Annotated in this window: 22 protein-coding genes and 1 pseudogene; 14 read left to right on the top strand and 9 right to left on the bottom strand. The window is 61.5% G+C overall.

Going from position 1 to position 21,286, the window contains the following annotated elements; genetic code table 11:
• The first annotated feature begins 142 nt into the window (after positions 1–142).
• Positions 143–985: a universal stress protein gene (locus PCA20602_RS24505; RefSeq protein ID WP_174981565.1), complete on the top strand. Its 843-nt coding sequence runs from the start codon at positions 143–145 to the stop codon at positions 983–985.
• A 24-nt stretch (positions 986–1,009) separates the two neighbouring features.
• On the top strand, positions 1,010–2,053 hold the full coding sequence (locus PCA20602_RS24500; RefSeq protein WP_150723422.1) for a zinc-dependent alcohol dehydrogenase family protein: 1,044 nt from the start codon (positions 1,010–1,012) through the stop codon (positions 2,051–2,053).
• 48 nt (positions 2,054–2,101) lie between these two features.
• On the opposite strand, the gene PCA20602_RS24495 is transcribed toward PCA20602_RS24500, so the two are convergent.
• Both PCA20602_RS24495 and PCA20602_RS24490 read right to left on the bottom strand, forming a co-directional pair.
• Positions 2,102–3,010, bottom strand: coding sequence for a ribose-phosphate diphosphokinase (locus PCA20602_RS24495; RefSeq protein ID WP_150723406.1), 909 nt, complete (start codon positions 3,008–3,010; stop codon positions 2,102–2,104).
• Positions 3,010–4,605, bottom strand: a complete 1,596-nt coding sequence (locus tag PCA20602_RS24490) for a thymidine phosphorylase family protein (protein ID WP_246182328.1) — start codon at positions 4,603–4,605, stop codon at positions 3,010–3,012. Before PCA20602_RS24490 ends, PCA20602_RS24495 begins: the two co-directional genes overlap by 1 nt.
• A gap of 524 nt (positions 4,606–5,129) precedes the next feature.
• On the opposite strand from PCA20602_RS24490, the gene PCA20602_RS24485 reads away from it, so the two are divergent.
• From PCA20602_RS24485 to PCA20602_RS24475, 3 genes are all read left to right on the top strand, one after another.
• On the top strand, positions 5,130–5,645 hold the full coding sequence (locus PCA20602_RS24485) for a hypothetical protein (RefSeq protein WP_150723405.1): 516 nt from the start codon (positions 5,130–5,132) through the stop codon (positions 5,643–5,645).
• Between the two features lie 67 nt (positions 5,646–5,712).
• Positions 5,713–6,744 (top strand): Acg family FMN-binding oxidoreductase, encoded by a 1,032-nt coding sequence (locus tag PCA20602_RS24480; protein WP_246182327.1) that lies wholly within the window; start codon positions 5,713–5,715, stop codon positions 6,742–6,744.
• A gap of 65 nt (positions 6,745–6,809) precedes the next feature.
• On the top strand, positions 6,810–8,117 hold the full coding sequence (locus tag PCA20602_RS24475) for an NRAMP family divalent metal transporter (protein WP_150723403.1): 1,308 nt from the start codon (positions 6,810–6,812) through the stop codon (positions 8,115–8,117).
• 50 nt (positions 8,118–8,167) lie between these two features.
• Here the strand turns inward: PCA20602_RS24475 and PCA20602_RS24470 are convergent, their stop codons facing one another.
• Positions 8,168–8,995 (bottom strand): universal stress protein, encoded by an 828-nt coding sequence (locus PCA20602_RS24470; protein ID WP_150723402.1) that lies wholly within the window; start codon positions 8,993–8,995, stop codon positions 8,168–8,170.
• Between the two features lie 233 nt (positions 8,996–9,228).
• On the opposite strand from PCA20602_RS24470, the gene PCA20602_RS24465 reads away from it, so the two are divergent.
• From PCA20602_RS24465 to PCA20602_RS24455, 3 genes are read left to right on the top strand one after another with little or no spacing between them, the layout of a single operon-like run.
• A complete protein-coding gene (locus PCA20602_RS24465; RefSeq protein WP_150723401.1) occupies positions 9,229–9,882 on the top strand; it encodes a BON domain-containing protein in 654 nt (217 codons plus the stop codon).
• Between the two features lie 58 nt (positions 9,883–9,940).
• The gene (locus tag PCA20602_RS24460; RefSeq protein ID WP_174981561.1) at positions 9,941–10,414 is read left to right on the top strand and encodes a pyridoxamine 5'-phosphate oxidase family protein; all 474 of its coding nucleotides are present in this window, start codon (positions 9,941–9,943) and stop codon (positions 10,412–10,414) included.
• A gap of 47 nt (positions 10,415–10,461) precedes the next feature.
• Positions 10,462–10,923 carry a universal stress protein gene (locus PCA20602_RS24455; RefSeq protein WP_174981558.1) on the top strand — a complete coding sequence of 154 codons (462 nt, stop codon included), beginning with the start codon at positions 10,462–10,464 and terminating at the stop codon, positions 10,921–10,923.
• A gap of 32 nt (positions 10,924–10,955) precedes the next feature.
• On the opposite strand, the gene PCA20602_RS24450 is transcribed toward PCA20602_RS24455, so the two are convergent.
• Complete coding sequence (locus PCA20602_RS24450) at positions 10,956–11,966, bottom strand: universal stress protein (RefSeq protein WP_150723398.1); 1,011 nt, start codon at positions 11,964–11,966, stop codon at positions 10,956–10,958.
• Positions 11,967–12,104: 138 nt separating this feature from the next.
• Here PCA20602_RS24450 and PCA20602_RS24445 point away from each other — a divergent pair, with 138 nt between their 5' ends.
• The 4 genes and pseudogenes from PCA20602_RS24445 to PCA20602_RS24430 form a co-directional block, all read left to right on the top strand.
• The gene (locus tag PCA20602_RS24445) at positions 12,105–13,349 is read left to right on the top strand and encodes an MgtC/SapB family protein (RefSeq protein ID WP_174981556.1); all 1,245 of its coding nucleotides are present in this window, start codon (positions 12,105–12,107) and stop codon (positions 13,347–13,349) included.
• A gap of 120 nt (positions 13,350–13,469) precedes the next feature.
• Complete coding sequence (locus PCA20602_RS24440) at positions 13,470–13,898, top strand: Hsp20/alpha crystallin family protein (protein ID WP_150723396.1); 429 nt, start codon at positions 13,470–13,472, stop codon at positions 13,896–13,898.
• Between the two features lie 260 nt (positions 13,899–14,158).
• Entirely contained in the window at positions 14,159–15,430 is a 1,272-nt protein-coding gene (locus tag PCA20602_RS24435) for a putative glycoside hydrolase (protein WP_150723395.1), read from the top strand.
• Between the two features lie 175 nt (positions 15,431–15,605).
• Positions 15,606–15,878, top strand: a pseudogene (locus PCA20602_RS24430) (nitroreductase family protein); the annotation flags it as partial.
• A gap of 68 nt (positions 15,879–15,946) precedes the next feature.
• On the opposite strand, the gene PCA20602_RS24425 reads toward PCA20602_RS24430, so the two are convergent.
• Genes PCA20602_RS24425 through PCA20602_RS24415 form a run of 3 tightly spaced genes read right to left on the bottom strand, consistent with a single transcriptional unit; the run spans position 15,947 to position 17,461 of the window.
• Positions 15,947–16,408, bottom strand: a complete 462-nt coding sequence (locus PCA20602_RS24425) for a universal stress protein (protein ID WP_150723394.1) — start codon at positions 16,406–16,408, stop codon at positions 15,947–15,949.
• Positions 16,409–16,459: 51 nt separating this feature from the next.
• On the bottom strand, positions 16,460–17,089 hold the full coding sequence (locus PCA20602_RS24420) for a rhomboid family intramembrane serine protease (RefSeq protein ID WP_150723393.1): 630 nt from the start codon (positions 17,087–17,089) through the stop codon (positions 16,460–16,462).
• A gap of 18 nt (positions 17,090–17,107) precedes the next feature.
• On the bottom strand, positions 17,108–17,461 hold the full coding sequence (locus tag PCA20602_RS24415; protein ID WP_150723392.1) for a hypothetical protein: 354 nt from the start codon (positions 17,459–17,461) through the stop codon (positions 17,108–17,110).
• Between the two features lie 391 nt (positions 17,462–17,852).
• Here PCA20602_RS24415 and PCA20602_RS24410 point away from each other — a divergent pair, with 391 nt between their 5' ends.
• Positions 17,853–18,482: a phosphoribosyltransferase gene (locus PCA20602_RS24410; protein WP_150723391.1), complete on the top strand. Its 630-nt coding sequence runs from the start codon at positions 17,853–17,855 to the stop codon at positions 18,480–18,482.
• Complete coding sequence (locus PCA20602_RS24405; protein ID WP_150723390.1) at positions 18,464–20,338, top strand: adenosylcobalamin-dependent ribonucleoside-diphosphate reductase; 1,875 nt, start codon at positions 18,464–18,466, stop codon at positions 20,336–20,338. The genes PCA20602_RS24410 and PCA20602_RS24405 overlap by 19 nt, the downstream gene beginning before the upstream one ends.
• Positions 20,339–20,375: 37 nt before the next feature.
• Here PCA20602_RS24405 and PCA20602_RS24400 read toward each other — a convergent pair whose 3' ends face one another.
• Together PCA20602_RS24400 and PCA20602_RS24395 are read right to left on the bottom strand one after the other, a co-directional pair.
• Complete coding sequence (locus tag PCA20602_RS24400; protein WP_150723389.1) at positions 20,376–20,849, bottom strand: carboxypeptidase-like regulatory domain-containing protein; 474 nt, start codon at positions 20,847–20,849, stop codon at positions 20,376–20,378.
• Positions 20,850–20,896: 47 nt separating this feature from the next.
• Entirely contained in the window at positions 20,897–21,115 is a 219-nt protein-coding gene (locus tag PCA20602_RS24395) for a BON domain-containing protein (RefSeq protein ID WP_150723388.1), read from the bottom strand.
• Positions 21,116–21,286: the final 171 nt, after the last annotated feature.

Below are 21,286 nucleotides of genomic sequence, written 5' to 3'. Positions count from 1 at the left end.
TTCCCATACGCATCAATCCGCAATCTCGACGGCCGCTGGCAGGGACATGTGACCGACCGATAACGGTCTTGACGCTTATCAAAGGCGCCTCCACGGTCTGCACTACTGTTCAGAGATGACGTCACGTCTCAGGAGCATGGTCATGACTTTCCGCACGTTACTCGTACATGTCGACAATAGCGATCGGTGCCGCGCCCGGGTTGAACTGGCGGCTGACTTCGCTTATCGATTCCCCGCCCATCTGACGGGCATCTACCTGCCGTTTCATCCCCCGGGCTTTCCCGATGTGACGGCCATGGGCGGCACCGGGCTGCCGCCGCCGCCCGCTCCCGAGAGCGACCCCAAACGCCTCGCTCAGGCACAACAGATGTTCACGGACGTCTGTCGGCGGCAGGACGTCATCCCGGAATGGATTACGCCGCGCTACGAAGAAAGCTCCGAAATGCGGACCCACGCTCGGTATGCGGATCTCGTGATCGTTGGACAAGAGGATCGTTCCGACCCCGAGTCCTCGCCGACGATCGGATTTGTCGCGTCGGTCGTGCTCGGAGGCGGGCGACCGGTATTGATTCTCCCGTATGCGGGGAAGCTGCCCACGGCGTTCAATCACATTCTTGTCGCGTGGGATGGCGGGCGCGAAGCCGCGCGTGCCGCCGCCGATGCCATGCCGTTCCTGCGCTCGGCGAAAGCGGTCGACGTGATGCATGTGAGCCGGGGCGCTCGTCCGGATGATCTGGGCCCAATTCCCGGTATGGACATCGCCATGTATTTTGCGCGACATGGTGTCAACGTCACTGTGACACCGGAGCGCAGGACAAACGATGTGTCGATTGGCGAGGCGTTGCTCTCGCGCGCGGCCGACCTGAACGCCGACCTGATCGTAATGGGTGGGTATGGGCATTCGCGCATGAGGGAGTGGGTGCTGGGTGGCGTGACCCGCACCATGCTCGACACCATGACGGTTCCTGTACTGATGTCGCACTGAACCTCAGCAATGCGGAGTGACGTCATGAAAGCCCTTGTATTCCATGGTCCTCAGCAGATCACGCTGGAAGACCGGCCGATCCCTGAAATCCTGGCACCCACCGATGCCATCGTGAGAATTCGCAAGACGACAATTTGCGGTACGGATCTTCACATTCTGAAGGGGGACGTTCCCACGGTGACGCCGGGCCGCATTCTTGGGCATGAGGGCGTTGGGGAAGTCGTGCAAACCGGTGAGGCGGTCACATCCTTTAAAGCCGGAGACCGGGTGCTGATCTCGTGCATTTCATCCTGCGGAAAGTGTTCCGCTTGCCGCATGGGCATGTATTCCCATTGCGCCGTGGGCGGCTGGATTCTCGGCAACCGCATTGACGGAACACAAGCCGAATACGTCCGCACGCCCTACGCAGACACCAGCCTTTACCACGCACCTGCCGGCGTCGACGACGACACGCTGGTCATGCTGAGCGACATCCTGCCGACCGGCTTCGAGTGCGGCGTTCTGAATGGCAAGGTTCAGCCGGGCAGCAGCGTTGCCATCGTCGGGGCGGGGCCGATCGGACTGGCGGCATTGCTCACGGCGCAGTTCTTCAGCCCGGCGCAGGTGATCGTCATCGATCCGGACATCGCACGGCTGGAAGTGGCCTTAAGGCTCGGTGCGACGGCCATCGTGTCTCCGGAAAAGGAGGACGCCGCCGCTTTCGTCAACAGCCTGACGGGCGGGCAGGGAGTCGACACGGCCATCGAGGCGGTCGGCGTGCCTGTAACATTCGAACTCTGCGAAGCGATTGTGGCTGCTGGGGGTACGATTGCGAACGTCGGTGTCCACGGTCGGAAGGTAGACCTGCATCTCGAATCCCTATGGGACAGGAATATCAGCATCACAACCCGGCTGGTCGACACCGCCGCAACGCCCATGTTGCTCAAGACCGTCGAGTCGGGGCGACTCGCGCCGGGTGTCCTGATCACTCACCACTTTTCGCTCGCCGATATTCTCGAGGCCTATCGAACCTTCGGTGACGCGGCAAACACGCATGCGTTGAAAGTGGTCATCACACCGAAGGCGTAGCGCCCGACTTGCCCATAGGCGCCGCGTAGTCGCCGCCGGCGAAGAAATTCACCGGCGGCTTGCCAGTTCGTCAAGCAAGTCGCCAAGCGCCTCACGTACGGCCGGTGTCACATCGATGGCGTTCGAGGCATGGGGCACGGTATTACAGGTCACGACCGATCCGGCACCTGCGGCGATCAGTTCGTCTACCCTGATCCCGTCGAACAGCCCGTGCACTGCGATACACGCGGGACTCCCGAAGCCCGCTTTGACCAACGCGCCAATGGTGGCGAGCATCGTTTGCCCGCTCGCGAGAATATCGTCCACAATCACCGGCTGGCGATGCGCATACGCCGCTGGCACATGTAGTTCAAGGCTGACCTGCCGATCGCCATGTCGCGTTTTGTGGGCCACAACCGACGGCGCGCCGATCCGCCCTGCGATCTGCGCCACCCACGCGGCGCTTTCCGCGTCGGGGCCGACAATGAGCGGATCGGGAACGTTCGCGGCGATCCACGCGGCCGTCGCGGTCGCGCTGTGGGGAGAGCGCACCGGAATCGTATAGACGGCGCAAAGCGATGGCAGGCGGTGCAAATGTGGTTCAACAGCGATCAGACCATCGAACCAGGTACTGAGCAACCGGCCGAAGCTGTTGGCCGATACCGATTCCCCCGGATGAAACCGCGCATCCTGACGCAAGTAGCACAGATATGGCGCGACCAGGATCACCTCACGCGCGCCAAGGTCTCGCGCCGTGTCTGCGGCAAAGAGAAGCGGCAGTAGTTTCGCGTCAGGCCGGTTCATCGAGCAGACGATAACGATCGACTTTCCGCTCAGCGGGCCTTCAAGCATTACAAGTTGCTCTCCATCCGGAAATCGATGGATCAGCAAGCGTTGCAAGGGACATTCGACGAGTTCGGCGAGCACCCGGGCAAACGATTCGTTTCCGGGCATAGCGTAAATGGCGACGTCTTTCATCAGGCCCTCACACAGACAATGTCCGGAAAGCGGTTTGCATACCCGAACGCATATTCGAGTTCACCGGGACTCTCCGCGTAGATGGTAAAAAGCGGCTGCCCCGCGCCGACTACCGTGCCGATTGACGATTCAAAGACCACGCCGGCGCGCGTCGCGACGGGAGCACCGGCAAGTTTCGCGACGCGCGACAGTTGACGATTGTCTACTGCGGTGACAACACCAGCGTGGCGAGCCGTTATCGGCTTGCTATGGCGACCGACGACAGGCTCCAGCATGCCGCCCTGAGCCTCACAGATGCGCTGAAACTGTTGCCAGGCGAGCCCGCTGATCAACACTCGGCGCGCCATCTGTGCCCCTTCCCCTGGTAGCGCCTTGCCACCGGCTTCCAGGATCCGTCCGGCGATCTGTACGCTCTTGGTCATCAGATCCTTCGGTGCCCGGGCGCGATTCTGCAGCACGGCCAGTACGTCGCGGGCTTCGAGACTGGGCCCGATACCTCGCCCAACCGGCTCGTTGCCCTGGCAGACGTACGTGACGACCTCCAGTCCAATCGTGCGAGCGATGGTGCGCAATCGTTCTGAAAAGCGCGTGCTAGCTTGGTCCGAGCGAATCTTTGTGGTGGGGCCGACCGGAATATCGATCAGGACGTGCGTTGCGCCGACGGCAAGCTTTTTCGACAGAATCGAGGCGATCATCTGCGCCTCGCTGTCCAGCTCCAGGGGGCGCTCCACCTGTATCAAAATGTCGTCGGCCGGGCTCAGGTCCGCCGCGCCGCCAAAAACGACACATCCCCCGACATCCTCGACGACACGGCGCATTTCGTCCGCGGTGAGATCGACCGGGGCTAACGTTGCCATGGCGTCGGCTGTACCTGCGGGAGAGGTAATCGCACGCGAAGACGTTTTCGGCATGACGAGGCCCTGCGCCGTCACGATCGCCACGACAATAGGTGTGGTCCGATTGCCGGGCAGTCCACCAACGCTGTGCTTGTCCATGACCTTGTCGGCAGGCCATGCCAGCGTCTTTCCCGTTGCGACCATGGCGTGCGTGAGCGAGATGATTTCGTCGTCGGAAAGACGGTTGCCCGTGCACGCGCTCAGGAATGACGAGATATGAATGGACGAATAGCGTCCCGCAGCGATATCGCCGACCACTTCGCTTAGTGCGTCGTATGTGAAGGGTTCGCCGTACATGCGCCCGCGAACATGGCGAAAGGATTCCAGGGGCGGCATGTGATGGACCCTCACCCAATCTCCTTCGGTAACGTCCAGCGCTTGCAGTGCCGCCTCGCTCAAGCCGATCTCGTCGAGTTCCAGCCAATCGCCCGTGACAGTTTGCAACGTGGCCGCGATAGTCGTCTGACCATAGTCGAGCTGCAAGCGTGTCTGCGCGGCAAAGCCTTCGGAACGGCACACCTGGCTGTCGTGGCGCAGGTAGGCAACGGCCTCACGAAGGGTATCGATGCTGACGTGGCGCGCGCGTAAGCAACGTCCGCAGGGCGGTGCGGCGGAATCGGTCGTCGTTTGGCGGTCCGCCATCCCGGCCTCAGGATCGGGAACCGCAATCGGGTAAGCGCTTTGGACGTTTTCCGGCACGGGGCACCTTCCTTGCAGAATGGGAAGCGGGGGCACGGCGGAGATCAAGTTCACACGGACCGGCATGCTGGTGCCTCAAAGCCTAGTCGGAAATCCGTAGAAGGGCGCGATTGGTCGTCATGACGTTGACGCGGGTCAAACGGCCGTGCGTCACAGCCGCCACCCTTTCCAGGGGTGCAAAGACATTGAGATATGTCAACCGTATGCCCGCCGATCGGGGCTAAGGTTAGAGCGTTGTCGGTGCCGGTCGGCCGACGTTCGAATCCCCCGATGTTGCCGAGTCAGTGGCACTTGCGCCCGTATACGGCCCCGTTCAGGGCGCAAGCAAGTTGGGATTACGCCCGCTTCGGCGGGCATTTTTTTTACACGGCGGCAGCGCGTGCGCATTGACATTGACGTGGCGCAAGGCGCGATTGCAGCGCGCGATTATGGTTCAAGTCAGCATGCCTCATCACGTCTGCGCGTAAGGCCCGGGGCGATACCACCCCAGCACGGGCACGCAATTGGTTCAAGGAGCTCCGACAATGCCTACCAAACAGAATCCGCCGATGCACATTTACAAAGCGCCGATGCTCGCGGCGCTTGACGCTCATCGCCACTGGCTCGCCAATCTAAAGTGCCTGCGACAGTTGCAACTGCAGGCGGATGAAGGGTTGCTTGAAGCGGACGATGCGTTTGGTGCCGAACTGGCCGATGCGCCAAGCTTTAATGCCGTCTTCACCAGCCAGCTCGCATTCATCAACCGCCAGTTGGCGGTCCAGCATCTGATCTGGCAGGGGTGGTTGCAGATCGGAGCGCGTGGACCTGCCGCATGGGCGGAGCAGTGCCAGTGCGCCGAAAAGGCATGGCAGCACATTTTTTCGGACACGCTCGACACCTCGTCGAATCGCGGCTTGAGTGCATGGGAAGCGTGGGGAGATTTGACGCGATCCGCGATGGATGCCGCAAACGCCCTGTCAGGGGAAGCCGGGCGAACGCTGGCGCAGCGGCTGGCCTCGCTCCAAACGACACTCGTCGGCACGGCCAGCGAAAAACAGTGAGTTCCGTGCGCAGCGTCGATCATGAATGACAACGGCCAGGCGGACCGGATTATCCCAGGAGACTATCGTGACCCAAACCTACGACGACCGGCTTCACGTGTGGTGCGTTGACGAGCAGGCGTTCCCAACGTCGGCTTCTGCGCGCGAAAAGCTCCGCTTCTGTTTGCAATACGCGATTCTGGCCCCCTCGACTCACAACACACAGCCGTGGCGCTTCGTCTTGGGAGACGATAGCGTGCTACTGTGCGCGGATCGATCTCGAGGACTTCCCGTCAGCGACACTTACGACCGCGAACTGGCGATCAGTTGCGGCGCGGCGTTGTTCAATCTCCGCGTCGCGCTCAGTCATTTCGGTTGTGCCTATGCGATCCGGATTCTGCCCGCGTCTGCCGAGCCCGATGTCATCGCAAGTGTTCAGCTCCTGGACGAAGGATTCGTCGACCTTGTCATTGCAAGGCACTTCACCTCGATCTCGCGCAGAGTAACGAATCGCCAGCTATTTGACGCAGAACCAGTGCCCCAAGTCGTGATCGATCAGCTATGCGAGAGCGCTGAGGCCGAGGGGGTCCGACTAACGCCTGTCGTTGACGAAAGCGACCGCCTGCGTCTCGCAGAACTGATCGATCGGGCGGATCGGGCGCAACTTGGCGATGCTCGCTTTCGCAGAGAACTTGCGTTGTGGGTCAGCGCGTCGCGCCGTGACGACGGCATGGCCGGCTACTCGTCGACCGAAAGCAGTCTTCTCGACTTCGCGTCGCCAATACTTGCGTCCGTTGTCAGAACGTTCGATATCGGCGGCGGCATTGCCGCAAGCCATCGCCGCATCGTCCAGGGGTCGCCGCTACTGGTGTGCCTCAGCACCCACGCCGACAATCAGGAAAACTGGATCATGGCGGGGCAGGCCATGCAGCGCGTTCTGCTCACACTGACGGACAATGAGCTGTACGCTTCGTTTCTCAACCAGCCGATCGAAGTCGATGCATTGCGCGCGGATGTCGGCGCAGGCGCTTCGGATTATCCGCAATTGCTGCTGCGCGTGGGGTATGGAGCCGCGCAAGCGCACACGCGGCGCCGCAGCCTGGCGTCGGTCGTCTTCTGACCCGTGTCGGTCATCCGTTCCGCCCCGATGTCCTTGTCAACCGGATTACGCAAGCGGAATCAGCAATGACAGCCGATCCGGCTAACGAACGCTCACGCACGCGCGTCGCGACGCTGCGCAGGCGTATCCGCGAGAATCCGCTCGCACGCATCGGACCTGGCATGATCACCGGCGTCGCGGACGATGACCCGAGCGGCGTCGTCACCTATTCGCAGGCGGGCGCGCAGTTCGGCCTGAATATGCTGTGGACCATGCCGTTGGCTTTTCCGCTCATGGCGGCGATGCAACTCATATGCGCCCGTATCGGCCGCGTCACCGGCAAGGGCCTGGCGGCCAATATCGGCACGAGATTTCCGCCGTCGGTGCTTCGCGCGGCTGTCGCGCTGCTGCTCGTGGCCAATACGCTCAATATCGCGGCAGATCTCGCCGCTATGGGGGAGGTCGCGGAGTTGATCGTCGGTGTCGAGCGGCACTGGATGACGGTCGGTTTTGCGCTCGGCACGTTGTCGTTGCAGATATTCGTGCCATATCACCGGTATGTCGTCTTCCTCAAATGGCTGACGATGTCATTGCTTGCCTATGCCGCCTTGCTGTTCACAGTGCACGTGCCGTGGCATACCGTGGCGCTGAGAACGTTGCTTCCCGAACTGAAGCTCGACGCGTCCGCAGCGGCGGTGGTCGTCGCGGTATTCGGCACCACCATCAGTCCGTACCTCTTCTTTTGGCAAGCCTCGGAAGAGGTCGAAGACATGGCGCGTAATCGGACGGCGCAGCCGCTGGTGGACGACGCGACCGCCGCCGGACCCGAATTGCGCCGGATCGGATGGGATACCTGGAGCGGGATGTTTTACTCGGATCTGACGGCCTACTTCGTGATTCTCGCGACTGCGCTCACTTTGCACACCGCTGGCGTGACGCGCATCGACACCGCTGCGCAGGCGGCCAGCGCACTGCGCCCGCTGGCGGGGGATATGGCTTACGTGCTGTTCAGCATCGGCATCGTGAGCGTCGGTCTGATCGGCGTACCGGTGCTTGCGGCGTCGGGTGCTTATGCGCTAGCCGAGTCGCTGCATTGGGAGGTGGGGCTCGAGCGCAAGCTTACCGGTGCAAAGGGGTTCTACGGCATCATCGCACTGAGCATTCTGGTCGCGACCGGCATGCAGTTCACGACGATAAGCCCGATGAGAGCGCTTTTCTGGAGCGCGGTGATCAACGGCGTCGTGGCGGTCCCGCTGATGGTGATCGTGCTTGTGCTTGCCGCGAGTCGTTCGGTGATGGGCCAGTTTACGGCCCGTTGGCCGATCCTGGCGTTGGGGTGGATCGCGACAGGGGTGATGGGGGCAGCGGCGCTCGTCATGCTTCGGCCCGATTGAGAGACGCCGCCACCCCGATGGTTCAATGCGCCGCATAAGGCGCGGTCGTATCAGTGAGACAACAATACCGGTGTGGACATGTGCTTGAGCAGCGTGCGGGTAGCACCTCCGAATACGAGCTCCCGTGTCGGTCCATGTCCGTAGGCACCCATGACGATCAGATCGGCCTGATAGGCCTCTGCGACCGACAGCAGTTGTACGCCGTCGCTGGCTTCGGTGTCTTCTCTGATCGACACTGGCGTAGCGCGCAACCCGTGCGCCTCCATCAATCGCACGATGTCGTGAAGCGAGGGATCGTCCTCGCCCGGGGCGCGGTCGATACTGACGATCTGAATGTCCTGTGCGCGTCCGAGCAACTGCCAGGCGTCGCCGATCGCACGCCGAGCCTCGCGCGAACCATTCCACGCCACGACAATGCGGCGGATTTCGCGGGGCAGCGTCGTGTTATGCGGTACGCCCATGACGGGAACACCGGCCCCCCGAATGACGTCGCCCAGCCCATCGAGACCTAACGCAGCGACTCCGCCCGGCGCATCCGGTTGACCGACGATGCAAAGGTCGGTGGCACGCGCGGCATTCGCGAGGATCGTCGGCGCTGCACCGTAGGGCGTGCGCCAATCGCCAACGATATCCGCCTCGGCGCACAACTGGGAGAAGAGATGCTCAGCCGCCTGGAGTGCCGTACGCGAATGCGCCTCGGTCTGAAAATGCTCGCCCGACGACTGAAGCTGTCCGGAATGAACCGCCCCCGGACGGTGAGGTAAGTAGATGCCCGAGAGACGGGCCTCGTGCTGTCGCGCCAACTCGACGCCAAAGCGCAGCCGCGCCGTCCCCGTCGCGGTGTCGTCCACGTGAACGCAGATTTTCCGTAGGCTCATTTGATCGCTCCTGAGATGGGTGTCTTCCTGTGCACCCGAGGGTTAGCCGTGACGTCGGATCGCCACTGTCTGTCTATTTATAGCCGCGGGACCACGATTCGCGGCGTCTGCCGATGCCTCCCGTTGACGTGCGTCAAGCCGCGGCAAACCAGATCGGCGCAACGTGATCCCGAGCCTTAAAGTTCAACCACAGAACGGACTCAACGATTCAACGCATCCCTCGGAGACATTCGATGAAAACCGACATCCAATTGCAGCGCGACGTCATGGACGAACTGGCGCGTGACACGAATATCCACGCGAACGACATCGGCGTGGAAGTTCGGGACGGCATCGTTACCCTTTCCGGCGACGTCGGCAGCTTTCTCGAAAAATGCGAGGCAGAACGCGTAGCGAGCCGGGTCGCCGGCGCACGCGCGATCGTGGTGTCGCTGGAAGTCAAACCGGCGAACCATGACCGTCAGACCGATGCCGACATCGCGCGCGCAGCGCTCGCCATTCTCAAATGGCACGCGGGCCTACCGCTTGAGGGAATGCACGTCAAGGTCGAGAACGGCTGGGTCACGCTGGAGGGCGCTGCGCCGATGTACACGCAGCGATTGCAGGCGGAGAGCGCCGTACGCGCGTTGCGAGGTGTCAAAGGCGTCATCAACGACATCAAGGTCGAAGGAAGCCCACATCGACGCGAGATCGTCGGACACATCGCTGCAGCGCTCTCGCGTCAGGCGCAACGGGAAGCCAGTCACCTTGAGATCTCGTTGCTCGGCAACGGCGAGGTGCTGCTCACAGGTACAGTGCATTCGCTTGCGGAGAAGGAAGCGATTCGCGGCGCGGCGATGAGCACCCACGGCGTTAGCGCAATCGTAGATCGGCTGCAAGTGGAATGAGGGAGCAGTATGTGCCACCGCGTTGCGACGTATGTCGCGATATAACGGGAGACGGTCGATGAATCCGAAGCTTGAGACGGTCGTGATGGCGATTTTGGACGGCTGCCGGGAGTTGTCGCTGGCCACGCTGATGCATGACGGTAATCCGCAATCCGACATCGTGTGTTTCGTCCATCAAGGGCTGGACATCTACTTTGCGACGGCACGGGACAGCCGCAAGATCGCTAACATCGGGCACAACGCGCAAGTCTCCTACTGTCTTTTCAGACCCTACGCGGGATGGCCGGAGATCAAGGCGATCTCGGGGCATGCCTATGCGGAAATCCTGCCCGATGAATCTGCTGAGCGCTCTTTCGCCATCCGTTTGCTCGACGCCCGCTTTCCAGATGCGTGGACGCGGGTCCCTGAGCACGGATCGAGCCGGACCACAATTGTGAAGCTCGAATCCTGGGCAATGAGGGTGCTCGACTATAGCCGTGGCTTCGGTCATGCCGATATCGTCACCATCGCTTCGAAACGCAAATGTGAATGATGTCGCCCCGGGGTAGCACACGTCTGCTCGCAAACAGGAGGTGTTGCGTGTATCAAAACATTCTGATGGCTTTCGATGGCAGTGCTTCGTCGGAGATTGCGCTCACTCATGCCGCACGCCTCACGCGCGCCCTGGGAGCCAGCCTGCGTGTCGCTTACGTCGAAGTCGATCCCGCGCTGTATTTCCCCCTGATGGCTGCGGCGTTGCCGTCGATTGCCGACGTCAGAGACTCGGTCGGTGCGGAAACGATGGCGGTGAGGGAGGCGGCACTGAATGTGCTGTCGCGCGAAGGGGTGGCGGCCGACTTCATCACGCTGCCGCTCGTCGACAGTCACATGCACGTGGCCGACCGTGTGCTCGCCGAGGCGCTGCACGCAGGATCGGATCTTGTCATCTCCGGCTCACATGGCCGTCGCGGGCTGTCTCGTCTGGCGCTTGGCAGCGAAGCGAGTCGTCTCGTCGCGCACGCCAACGTCCCGGTGCTCATCGTGAAGTCGACTGCTCAGTGATCTCGCGGGAGGCGGGGGCAGTTCAGTGCGCTCTATTGCGCCACATTGACCACGAGAAGCGGGCGATCGATTTCTCGCGCCACGCGCTCGTTCTCATGTCCTCGGAACCACGAGAACATGCCGTTCCGGTCCTCAGCCCCTACGACTACGATATCAGCCCTCCAGTCGCGCGCCTCGCGTTTGATGGTAGCCGCCACGTCTTCGGTCAGGCGTGTGTGCGACACCAGGCCCTCGATGGTCGTGCCGGGGTTACCTTCGGCCATTACCGCCTGCGCTTTCGCCAACGCATGATCGGCCGTCCGGGGATCGAGCATTGGAGATACGAGAAACTGGCGCAGTTGAGCCAGATCGATACCCCGGTCCTCTACGAACAACGCCATTAGCCGGGCATGTGGCGGGGCAAGCCTCAAACCGACACGCACCGCGTGCAGCGAAGCGTCGCTGCCGTCCACGGCAAACAATAGGCGCTTCGCGGGGTGTAATGTCGACTCGTCGGCATCGCCCGGAACCACAAGAATAGCGCGGTGCGTGTGCTCGGCCAGTATGGCGGACACCTTGGTGGCCAGCAAGGAAATCACACCGGCAGTGCGCTCGGCCCCGACAACAATCAGATCGGCGTCCCAGTCCCGAGCAGCGCGCGCCAGTTGTTCGGATATTTCTAGGTTTCCGAGCGCCGGGCCGAGCAAGCGCAAATGGACTTGCGCACCGCTGCTGCGCAGCGTTGCGCGTGCCGTTTCGAGCAATGCAAGCTCGTCGTTCTTGAGTTCCTCGAAGGCCTCGCGAACGTCATCGGGCGTGGCGGAATGGGGCAGGAGATAGGCTTTCGGGTCCTCGAAGATCCCCATCACCAGCACCTGCGTCTGTGCCGAGCAAAGGTGGGCCGCATAGCCGACCGCCTTGCACGAGGCGCCGCCGGGGTCGACAGCGATGAGAATTCGCTTGAAGGGCTGATGTGTGGCCTGAGGCGAAAGCAATGGCGAGTTGGGAGGCATGATGGATTTCACGGCAGATGCCGCGCCGAAATAGGGTGTCGATACCAGCATAGGCACGCGAACGGTCAGGGCGATTGCGCTTGATCAATGTTGGTTCATTGCGTGAGTGCGGATGGCATGGGTCAACTAAGCTGAAGGCATTCTCGCCAAGACGGTGGAAACGTGCCGAATCTCTTCATAACCGGCCCCATGCACGACCTGTTGCCGTTTGCGGCAGCATTGGTCATCGGTTTGCTGATCGGCGCCGAACGGGAGCGACGCAAAGGCACGACTCGAGAGCGGGGCGCTGCGGGTATCCGAACGTTCGCACTGACCGCCATGCTCGGCACCGTCACCATGTCGGCAGGGGGTGTCTGGTTTGTCGTCGCGATGGGTGTAGGTCTCAGCACGCTTCTGGCCGTGGCCTACTTGCGCCCGCACGACGATCCAGGACTGACAACCGAAGTCGCGCTGCTCCTTACGCTCACGCTCGGCGCACTGGCTCAACGGGCACCGGGTCTGAGCGTCGCGCTCGGTGTGGCCGTGGCATGCGTGCTACAGGTGCGATTTCACCTTCACCGCTTCGTGACAGGCGTCATTACCGAGGGCGAATTGCAGGACACGCTATTGCTCGCCGTTGCGGCACTTGTCATTCTTCCCGTCCTGCCCGACCGGCCAATCGACGGGCTTTACGCACTGAACCCTTACACGATCTGGCGGTTCACGGTGGTCATGCTACTGGTTGCACTCATCGGACATATCGCTCAGCGTGTGCTCGGGCCGCAGGCGGGGCTGCCCGTCACGGGCTTCGTGTCGGGTTTTGCGTCGAGCATTGCGACGATCAGTGCCATGGGGGCCCTGGCAAAACGAAGTCCCGAACGGCTTCCGGCGGCCGCAGCCGGTGCGGTGTTATCGACGATTGCGACGATGATACAGCTGGGAATTGTGATTGGCACGATCCATCCTGGCGTGCTGATCCAACTGGCGTTTCCGCTTGGCGCCGGTGCGCTGAGCGCGCTGGCCTATGCCCTGTGGGCACTGTGGCGCGCAAGCCGTCAGAGCGGGGCGGACATGCCCGTTACCGATACGGGTATCGATCTGAAATCGGCATTGATACTGACGCTTAGCGTCTCGCTGGTCATGCTCGCATCGGGAGCACTTTCGCAATGGTATGGACGCGCCGGCTTACTGGTCGTGGCGATTACCGGAGGCTTGGCCGATGCGCACTCCGTTGCCGCCAGCGTCACTTCACTTGTTGAACAGGGGCAGCTAGATATGGCGAGCGCGGCGCTGCCCATACTCGCCGGTATATCGACAAACGCACTGGCCAAAGGCGTCGCTGCCGCGATTTCGGGGGGGCGACGATTCGCCAAGACGGTGGTGCCCGGACTTGTCTTTGTCGTCACAGCCATCTGGCTTGCCGACATGTTGTCTTCCTCAGTCGGCACCCACTGAGGCCGCACACCGGCTTGACTTTGGTCAATGGCGGAACGCGACGCGCTTATACAGTAGAAAGGGTGCGAGCCGGGGGGGGGACGGAGCGCGCCACCACGTCAATAACCTTTGGAGTTAGTCATGGCAAACCTTACCCGATTCGATCCGTTGGGCATCGATGAACCTTTTGAGAACTTCTTCCGCAACGCTTTCTGGCGTCCGCTAGCGCTGGAGAGCAGCAAGCGCATGCAGATCAAGCTCGATGTCGAGGAGGACGATAAGCAGTTCACCATTCGCGCCGACATGCCCGGCGTGAGCAAGGAAAACATCAAAGTGGCGCTGGATGGCAATCAAGTTTCTATCAGCGCCCACTTCAGCGAGTCGAAGGAAAAGAAGGACAACGGCAACTTCGTACATCGCGAGCGATATGAAGGCGATATGTATCGCAGCTTTTCATTGTCGCAAAGTGTCGACAAAGACAAGGCGCAAGCGAATTACCGCGACGGTGTGCTGGAACTGGTATTACCGAAACGTGCCGATGCGGGGGAGCGTCAACTGACGATTCAGTGAACCGCAGCGTGACGGCGGCTCCCCTTTGAGTTGGGCCGGAGGGCGGCGCAGGCTCCCTCCGGCACGCCGCCTTTCTACAGGATTCGCACGCCGTAGCGCGCCGGGCGCTCACGCGCGTGCAGCGATGAAGCATCGTCGCAATATTGGCGCGAAGCCCGTTACCCGCAACACCGATTCGATGGCCATCCCGAGATATCTGATGACGCAGAATTGCGCCGCAGCCTGCCTGAGACGCATGCTCGTGCAAGCGCAGACACACGATGACTAGTCAGGTGAAACGCGTCGGCGCAATACTGATCTGCCTGCTGGCGGGGGCGTCGCTCGCCGCAAACGCAGCGTCGGGCATGGTGGTGGACGCCAGGACACGCAAACCCATACCGGGCGCCATCGTCGTCGCGGGAGAGCACATGGCAATGACTGCGAAGGACGGATCGTTCTCGATCTCCGACATTGGTGCCCAGGTCGCGACGCTAACGGTAAAGGCTCCAGGGTTCTTGCGCGTAGCGGTGCCGATGGCGCAACCGGGGGAGAACGGCATGGTCGTGACAATGACGGCTTTTCGTCCGAAGGCCGTCTATCTATCGGCCTATGGCGTCGCGAGCCGAACGCTGCTGGCGGCAGCGCTTGCGCTCACGGACACCACGGTCATCAACGCTTTGGTCATCGATCTGAAGGGGGATCGTGGCGTGACGCCATACCGAAGTCCTGCGCGCGAACACATCGGCGCTCAGGCGTATGTCCCGAGGAACGCGCCTCACATCGCAGACCTTCCCGGTTTGGTGACGATGCTGCATGCGCGCGGTCTTTACCTCATCGCGCGAATCGTGGTCTTCAAGGACGATCCTTTCGCGCAGGCACACCCGGAGTGGGCCGTGCGCAACGCTCATGGCGATGTGTGGTGCGACCGTGAACAACTGCGATGGCTTGATCCAACGTTACCGGTCGTCTGGTCACACAATCTCGATCTTGCGGAAGAAGCGGCGCGCATGGGATTCGATGAGATCCAGTTCGACTATCTGAGATTCCCCGATGCGGCGGGGCTGCGATTTCACGAACCGAACACCGAGGCCCACCGGGTGGCCGCCATTACGGGCTTTCTCGATGCAGCGCACGAACGCCTCACGCGCTACGGCGTGTACACGTCCGTCGACATCTTCGGCTATGTGTGCTGGAACCTGAACGACACCGACATCGGCCAGCAGCTTGAGACTTTCGGTGCGCGCGTGGATTACATCTCCCCTATGCTTTACCCCTCGGGGTTCACCTGGGGACTTCCCGGGTGCCGCAAGCCGACCGAGCATGCTGGAGAGATCGTGGCGCGCTCGCTCAGCGAAGCTATCCGGCGCTCCGGACTACCGGGCGTCAGATTCCGGCCATGGTTGCAGGCGTTCCGTGATTACGCCTTCGATCACAAAGCGTTCGGTCCGGTGGAGATTCAGGCGCAGATCAAGGCCGCCGAGTCTGAGCAGACGGATGGTTGGATGCTGTGGAATCCCCGGAATCAATACGACCATGATGCGTTACTTCGGTAGCAACGCAGAAAAATGCGATGGAATCTCGGATGGCGAGCATAGAGTTTGCTTCAGGCCAAGGCCCGGCCGCGATGGACAGCTACCGTTGACATATTGATCGTCTCGGTGAGGCTTCCGGACAGCTAGGGGCAGCCCGACGCGGCACCGTCCCTCGCGGTTTGCCCCGACTGTACCGATCACCGTGACCAGATCCCCGGACATTATCGATCTTCCCTCACCGGACCTCGGCGACGGGGCGTCTTTGATGGTCGCGCTGGCACGGCGAAGAAGTACGCGCGAATTCTCGCCGGCTTCACTTTCGCCGCAGCAACTCGGTGGCCTCTTGTGGGCCGCCAATGGCATCAATCGCGCGGATACCGGTGAGCGTACGCCTCCCTTTGCACATGGCGTGCATGAGATCGAGATTTTTGCTGCGTTGCGCGAAGGGGTGTACCGTTACGACCCCATGTCGCTCAACGAAAGCGAAATTCCGGTGCTTGCCCATACGATCGGGCACGCTTCTGCGACCGTCTGAACTCAGACCTGATCTTCCTCGTCGCTACGCATTAGCAATACAGGTTTCGTGCTGGCGCTTACGACACCCTGAGCAACACTTCCTACGACCAACCGTGCCAGCCCCCGGCGTCCGTGAGTCCCCAGTGCGATCAGGTCCGCATGCCAGCCGGCGGCCTGGGCGAGAATGGTCTGAGCGATGCGGCCTTTCATTACGGGCTTTCCGACAATCTCCGTCACGCAGGGCACCCCTGCGGAGTCGCACAACTGACGACATGTGTTCAGGACGTCCTGACCATAAGCCGTCATGCTCCGCAACAGGCCCGCACGATCGATATACACGTTATCCATCGGCGTATCGCTATCGTCGACGATAAAGATGGCCTTGATTTCCGCGTGGCTGAGCTGCGCAATTTCGATAGCTTGCAACATGGCCAGACGCGAGGCATGGCTCCCATCGACCGACACCAGAATCTTGTGGAACATGATGACACCTCAGTCGCATAGGAAAGTACACAGCGAGCGGTGCGGGTGACTTCACCCGCGAGCGCGCTGCTCCCGGCTGTGCTGCCGCCAATACAGCATCAACAGCGCACTTCCCAGCATTCCCCCCACGTGGGCGAAATGCGCAACGCCGTTGAGCGAGCCGGAAACGCCCAGGGCCAACTCGGCGATTCCATAGAGCGTGGCGAACAGCCAAGCGGGCAAGGGGACGGGCGGTATCAGCAAAATGACAGTCCTGCGTGGAAACAAGACGGCAAAGGCAAAGAGCAGACCGAAAACACCGCCGGAGGCTCCCACGGTCGGGTAGGGGGACGGAAAGATCAGTGACGTGACCAGAAGTTGCGTGAGCCCCGCGCTGAATGCGCTACCGACATAGAGCGCGAGTAGGCGCATCGCCCCAATCTCGTTCTCGATATCCCTGCCAAATAGATAAAGCCCCCACATGTTGAACGCGAGATGGACCCATCCTGAGTGAAGCAGGCTGTAGGTCAGGAGCTGCCAGAGGTGGAACGGGGCAACCGTGTACAGGGAGCCGTGGGTCGGGGCGATACCCGACGAGCCAAGCGCCAATGGCCAAAGCCCAAGCGCATCGATGGCCGGATCGCCTACGGCCAGTTGGAGCAAGAATGCCGCGACATTGATCAGGATGATGAGTTGGGTCATGGCATTTCTTCACGTCGATCAATGAAGCACGCGGGGCGTCGGGATGGTGACTGTCGCGACTAATGCCATGTCGAATTCAGTCGCAGGCATCGCATCGATTACGCCACGCGCATACGCAACAGCAGCCTGAATCACGCGAAAGGGGTCGGCATCCTGGTGCTTGCTCAGGCGGATGTGTATGACGACACCTTCTGATGCGACACCGTCGCCGTGCCGGTTCTGCGCATCGCCGCCCTCAGCGCCGATCTCACGCAATACGGCGACGGGCACATAGCGGCGCTCCGTGCTCGGGACGGTATAGCCTCCCGGACCGACGAGTTTGGCCTGCGCTTCGATTTCGAATCCTTTGTATTGCTGCTGAAAAGAAGACATGGAATCTCCGGTAAGTGTTGTTCGCTCGTGCGGGGAAGGGCATTGCACCCTCGGCTATTTCAAAGGTATAGACCCGTTCACGCGCATCGCCATGATCCACGTCAAAGCGGTATGCGCCCGATGCCTAAGCACCGGGTTTCCCCTCTCATCCGCTCATCGGATGGGTCTTGTAGTGCGTCGCAGAGATTTGATCGTTGATCGACATTGATTTGCGACAAGGTCACTCGCAGGCGATGTGCCAAGCTGGAGGTGTATTTCGTCTTGAGGTGATACTCAATAACGTGTGCATCCGCCGCGACTCTTTCACGACTCGGCCGTGAGCTGAGCGCGCAGCCGGATTCGCCCATGTGAGCGTTGCGCCCCGGCGCAATGAGGTTTGAGGAGCAGTTCGATGCGTCCGTTTTGTAATAGGGAAGACGCCGGGCGTCAATTGGGTCTGGCGCTGAGCCGATATTCGGGCAGACATCCGTTGGTGCTCGGTGTGCCGCGTGGGGGCGTGCCCGTCGCACGGGTCGTCGCCACCGCGTTAGGCGGCGATCTCGACGTCGTGCTCGTTCGCAAACTGAGGGCGCCCGGAAATGCCGAACTTGCGATGGGCGCCGTTGACGAACTCGGCGAGACATATCTGACACCGTACGCCAGCACGGGAAACGTCAAGCCCGCTTATCTGCACCAGGAGCGGCTTGCGCAGTTGGAAGCGTTAAGACGCAGACGCGACGCTCTCACACCGGGCCGGGCCGCCATCATCCCAAAGGGACGTATCGTGATTGTCGTCGACGACGGCATCGCCACTGGGGCATCGATGATCGCGGCGCTTCGAGCTGTACGCAGATACGCACCGGCCCGGCTCATTTGTGCAGTGCCGGTGGCTCCGACGGACGCCGTCCGTGCGCTTACTACCTACGCCGATGAAGTGGTGAGCCTGGAAACGCCCGAAGACTTCGCGGCAGTGGGCGAGTTTTATGAGGACTTTGCACAGGTCAGTGACGATGAGGTGTTGGCATGCCTGAAGATGCCGTGACCGGATGGCCCGGCACGCCGCAGCGCGCCCCCCTCTCGCCATTTGCTCCGGCGTCGCCCTCCATTTACGACATCCTGTTGGCGCAGCGGTACTTCGCACCGGGGGAGACGACGCGCGATGACGTCTACCGCCGTGTCGCCCGCGCGCTTGCCAGGGCCGAGCTTCCAGAACACCGGGTACACCACGCGCGATGCTTCTACGCCAATATGCTTCGCGGGGCGATCGGCGCGGGACGGATCATGGCCAATGCCGGAACGCACAAGTCCGCTACGATGATCAACTGCTTCGTCCATCCGATAGTGAGCGACGAAGACGCCACGGCGCAACCTCGCGACATTCTGTTTGCAGTGCAAAATGCCTGCCGCACACTGCGCATGGGCGGTGGTGTGGGTTACGACTTCTCGAGCATCGCACCAAGCAACGCCCTCGAGAGCAATAGAGGCGAGGCGGGCGCGTCGACCGGCGACGTCTGTGCCGTCATCGAGCAATTCGATCGGGCCTGCCGCGCGTTGCTCCTTCCCGACACGCGGGGCGGCGCGCAAATGGCAGTGCTGCGATGCGACCATCCTGACCTCGAGGCCTTTATCGACGCGAAGCGCGGCAGACGACGTTGGGGGACTTTCAACGTCTCCGTCGCGATAACCGATGCGTTCATGCACGCCGTCGTGACCGACGCCGAATGGCAACTTCAGCATCGTGCGACGCCCGACGCGAAAACATTGGCGCGTGGCGCGCACCGTCTCGTCAACGGCAACTGGTGTTACGCCACCGTCTCTGCACGTCATTTGTGGTACCGGATCGCCGCAGCCGCGCATGACAGTGCGGAGCCCGGATTACTTTTTATCGACACGATCCGGCGTGCGGACGATCTGGCCGACATCGAGCAGATCGCCGCCACGAACCCCTGCGGCGAACAACCGTTGCCTCCATGGGGGAGTTGCGTGCTGGGGCCGATCGACCTCTCGCGCAACGTGCGGCATCCGTTCGGTGTCGGCGGCAAGCCCGTGTTCGATTTTGCGAAGCTCGGGCGTCTCGTCCGTGTCCAGGTGAGAATGTTGGACAACGCCATCGATGTCACACAATGGCCAATGACGGAGCAGGGCGTCGAGGCACGGAGTAAGCGACGCATCGGCGTGGGCGTGGCGGCGTTAGGTGACGCGCTGACGATGATGTGCCTGCGGTACGACTCGCAAGCCGCGCGTCATCTGGCCAGCGATATCGGGCGGTGCCTGCGCGACAATGCCTACATGGCGTCGGCGATGCTCGCGGGCGAGCGTGGCTCGTACCCCTTATTCCGCATCGAGCGCAGTTTAAGCGCAGGGCACTTCGCCTCCGCGTTGCCACGCGCGGTGCGTGACCTCATCGGTCGGCAGGGGCTACGTAACAGTCACTTGCTGTCCATCGCCCCAACCGGCAGTGTCAGTCTGGCGTTCTTCTCGAATTGCTCAAGCGGCGTGGAACCGGCTTTCGACTGGGAGTACCAACGCCGCATGCGTCTGAACGGCGAACCGCCTCAAGACTTTCGTCTTCGGAACCACGCGCTCCTGTCGTTTCGGAGGCTGTGCGGTAAACACGCGGCATTGCCTGACTACTTTGTCACCGCTGGACAGATCGAGGGCAGCGATCACCTCAAGATGGTGGCGGCCCTGCAACCGTTCATCGATGGTGGCATTTCCAAAACCGTCCTGCTCTCGAAGACAACATCCGTAAAAGAGGTGGGCGCCTTGTTTGAGCAAGCCTGGCGTGCCGGACTCAAGGGCGTGACGGTATTCCGCCCTGATGACCGCGCGGATGCTGTGCTGCATACGGTTCCCTCGCCGTGTGGCAGCCCGGGGTGCGCCGACGTCGCCAGTTGAATCGCGCGCATCGGGAAAATTGCGCTCATGCTTGCCATCAGCGTTTCGACGGCTTCGGGCAGTTCGCGCAAAGGTGCAAGTCACCGAGATAGTCAGGGATATCCCAATGGAAATTCAATTCCACGCTCCCCCGGGTGGGAACGCGAACGTTGCGGTGCTCGGTCATTTGCGGGACCTGGGCCGCAACGCCGTAACGCCCTGGTGGTAATTTGACGAACAGGAACGGGCCTTCGGTTCTCACCGCGAGTATCGAATGCCCGGCGACGTCGGAGATCATGACATCCACGTCCGACAGATAACTGCCTGAGGTCGTTGCGAATGTCATTCGCAGGTTGTATCCGGCGGCAGCATTTCGGAATTGTCTGACTTCGTCCTCACCGATGCCGCCGGTGATAAAAGTGACCTCCGACGCTTTCTCTTGTGTTGCGATAGGGGCCGATACGGCATTGTCTGCCGTCCATAAACCAGGAAGCCAGGACAGCAAAAACGTGAGCGCAACATATCTGATCATGGCGATTCTCCTTGGAAGCTTGACGATGCAGTCGGATGAAGTCGCGCCTATGGGCGTCCAACGGACAGTTCGTCGATCATGTGTCGCACGCCTTCGACACGCTGTGTGGCCCGCTTTCTCGCGAGTTTTTCTGCGTAGCTACGCAGGTGGCCCGACAGCGTGACGAGACCGTCGTGGACTTCTACACCGATGTCCGCTGCATTATGGGCGGGACCCCATTCCAGTTCCTGCTCCACATCCTTCATTAATTGAAGATCGCCTTTCATCCTAACCTCCTGGTTTGACCAGAGGCGGCGCGACCCACGTCGGTGGCGCCATCTCCCCACAATTCAAGCTAATCCATGGGGGCTCGGCGGGATTGACGCTGGTCAACGATCCTGTTGCACGGGGCGATGTCGGGGGTATCCGTATTCGCTTGCGGGCGTGCTACGGGAGTT

The organism is Pandoraea capi, from assembly GCF_902459735.1.
Classification (GTDB): Bacteria; Pseudomonadota; Gammaproteobacteria; order Burkholderiales; family Burkholderiaceae; genus Pandoraea; species Pandoraea capi.
The sequence above is the reverse complement of the archived record's forward strand: the minus strand, read 5'-3'. Positions and strand labels throughout refer to the sequence as shown.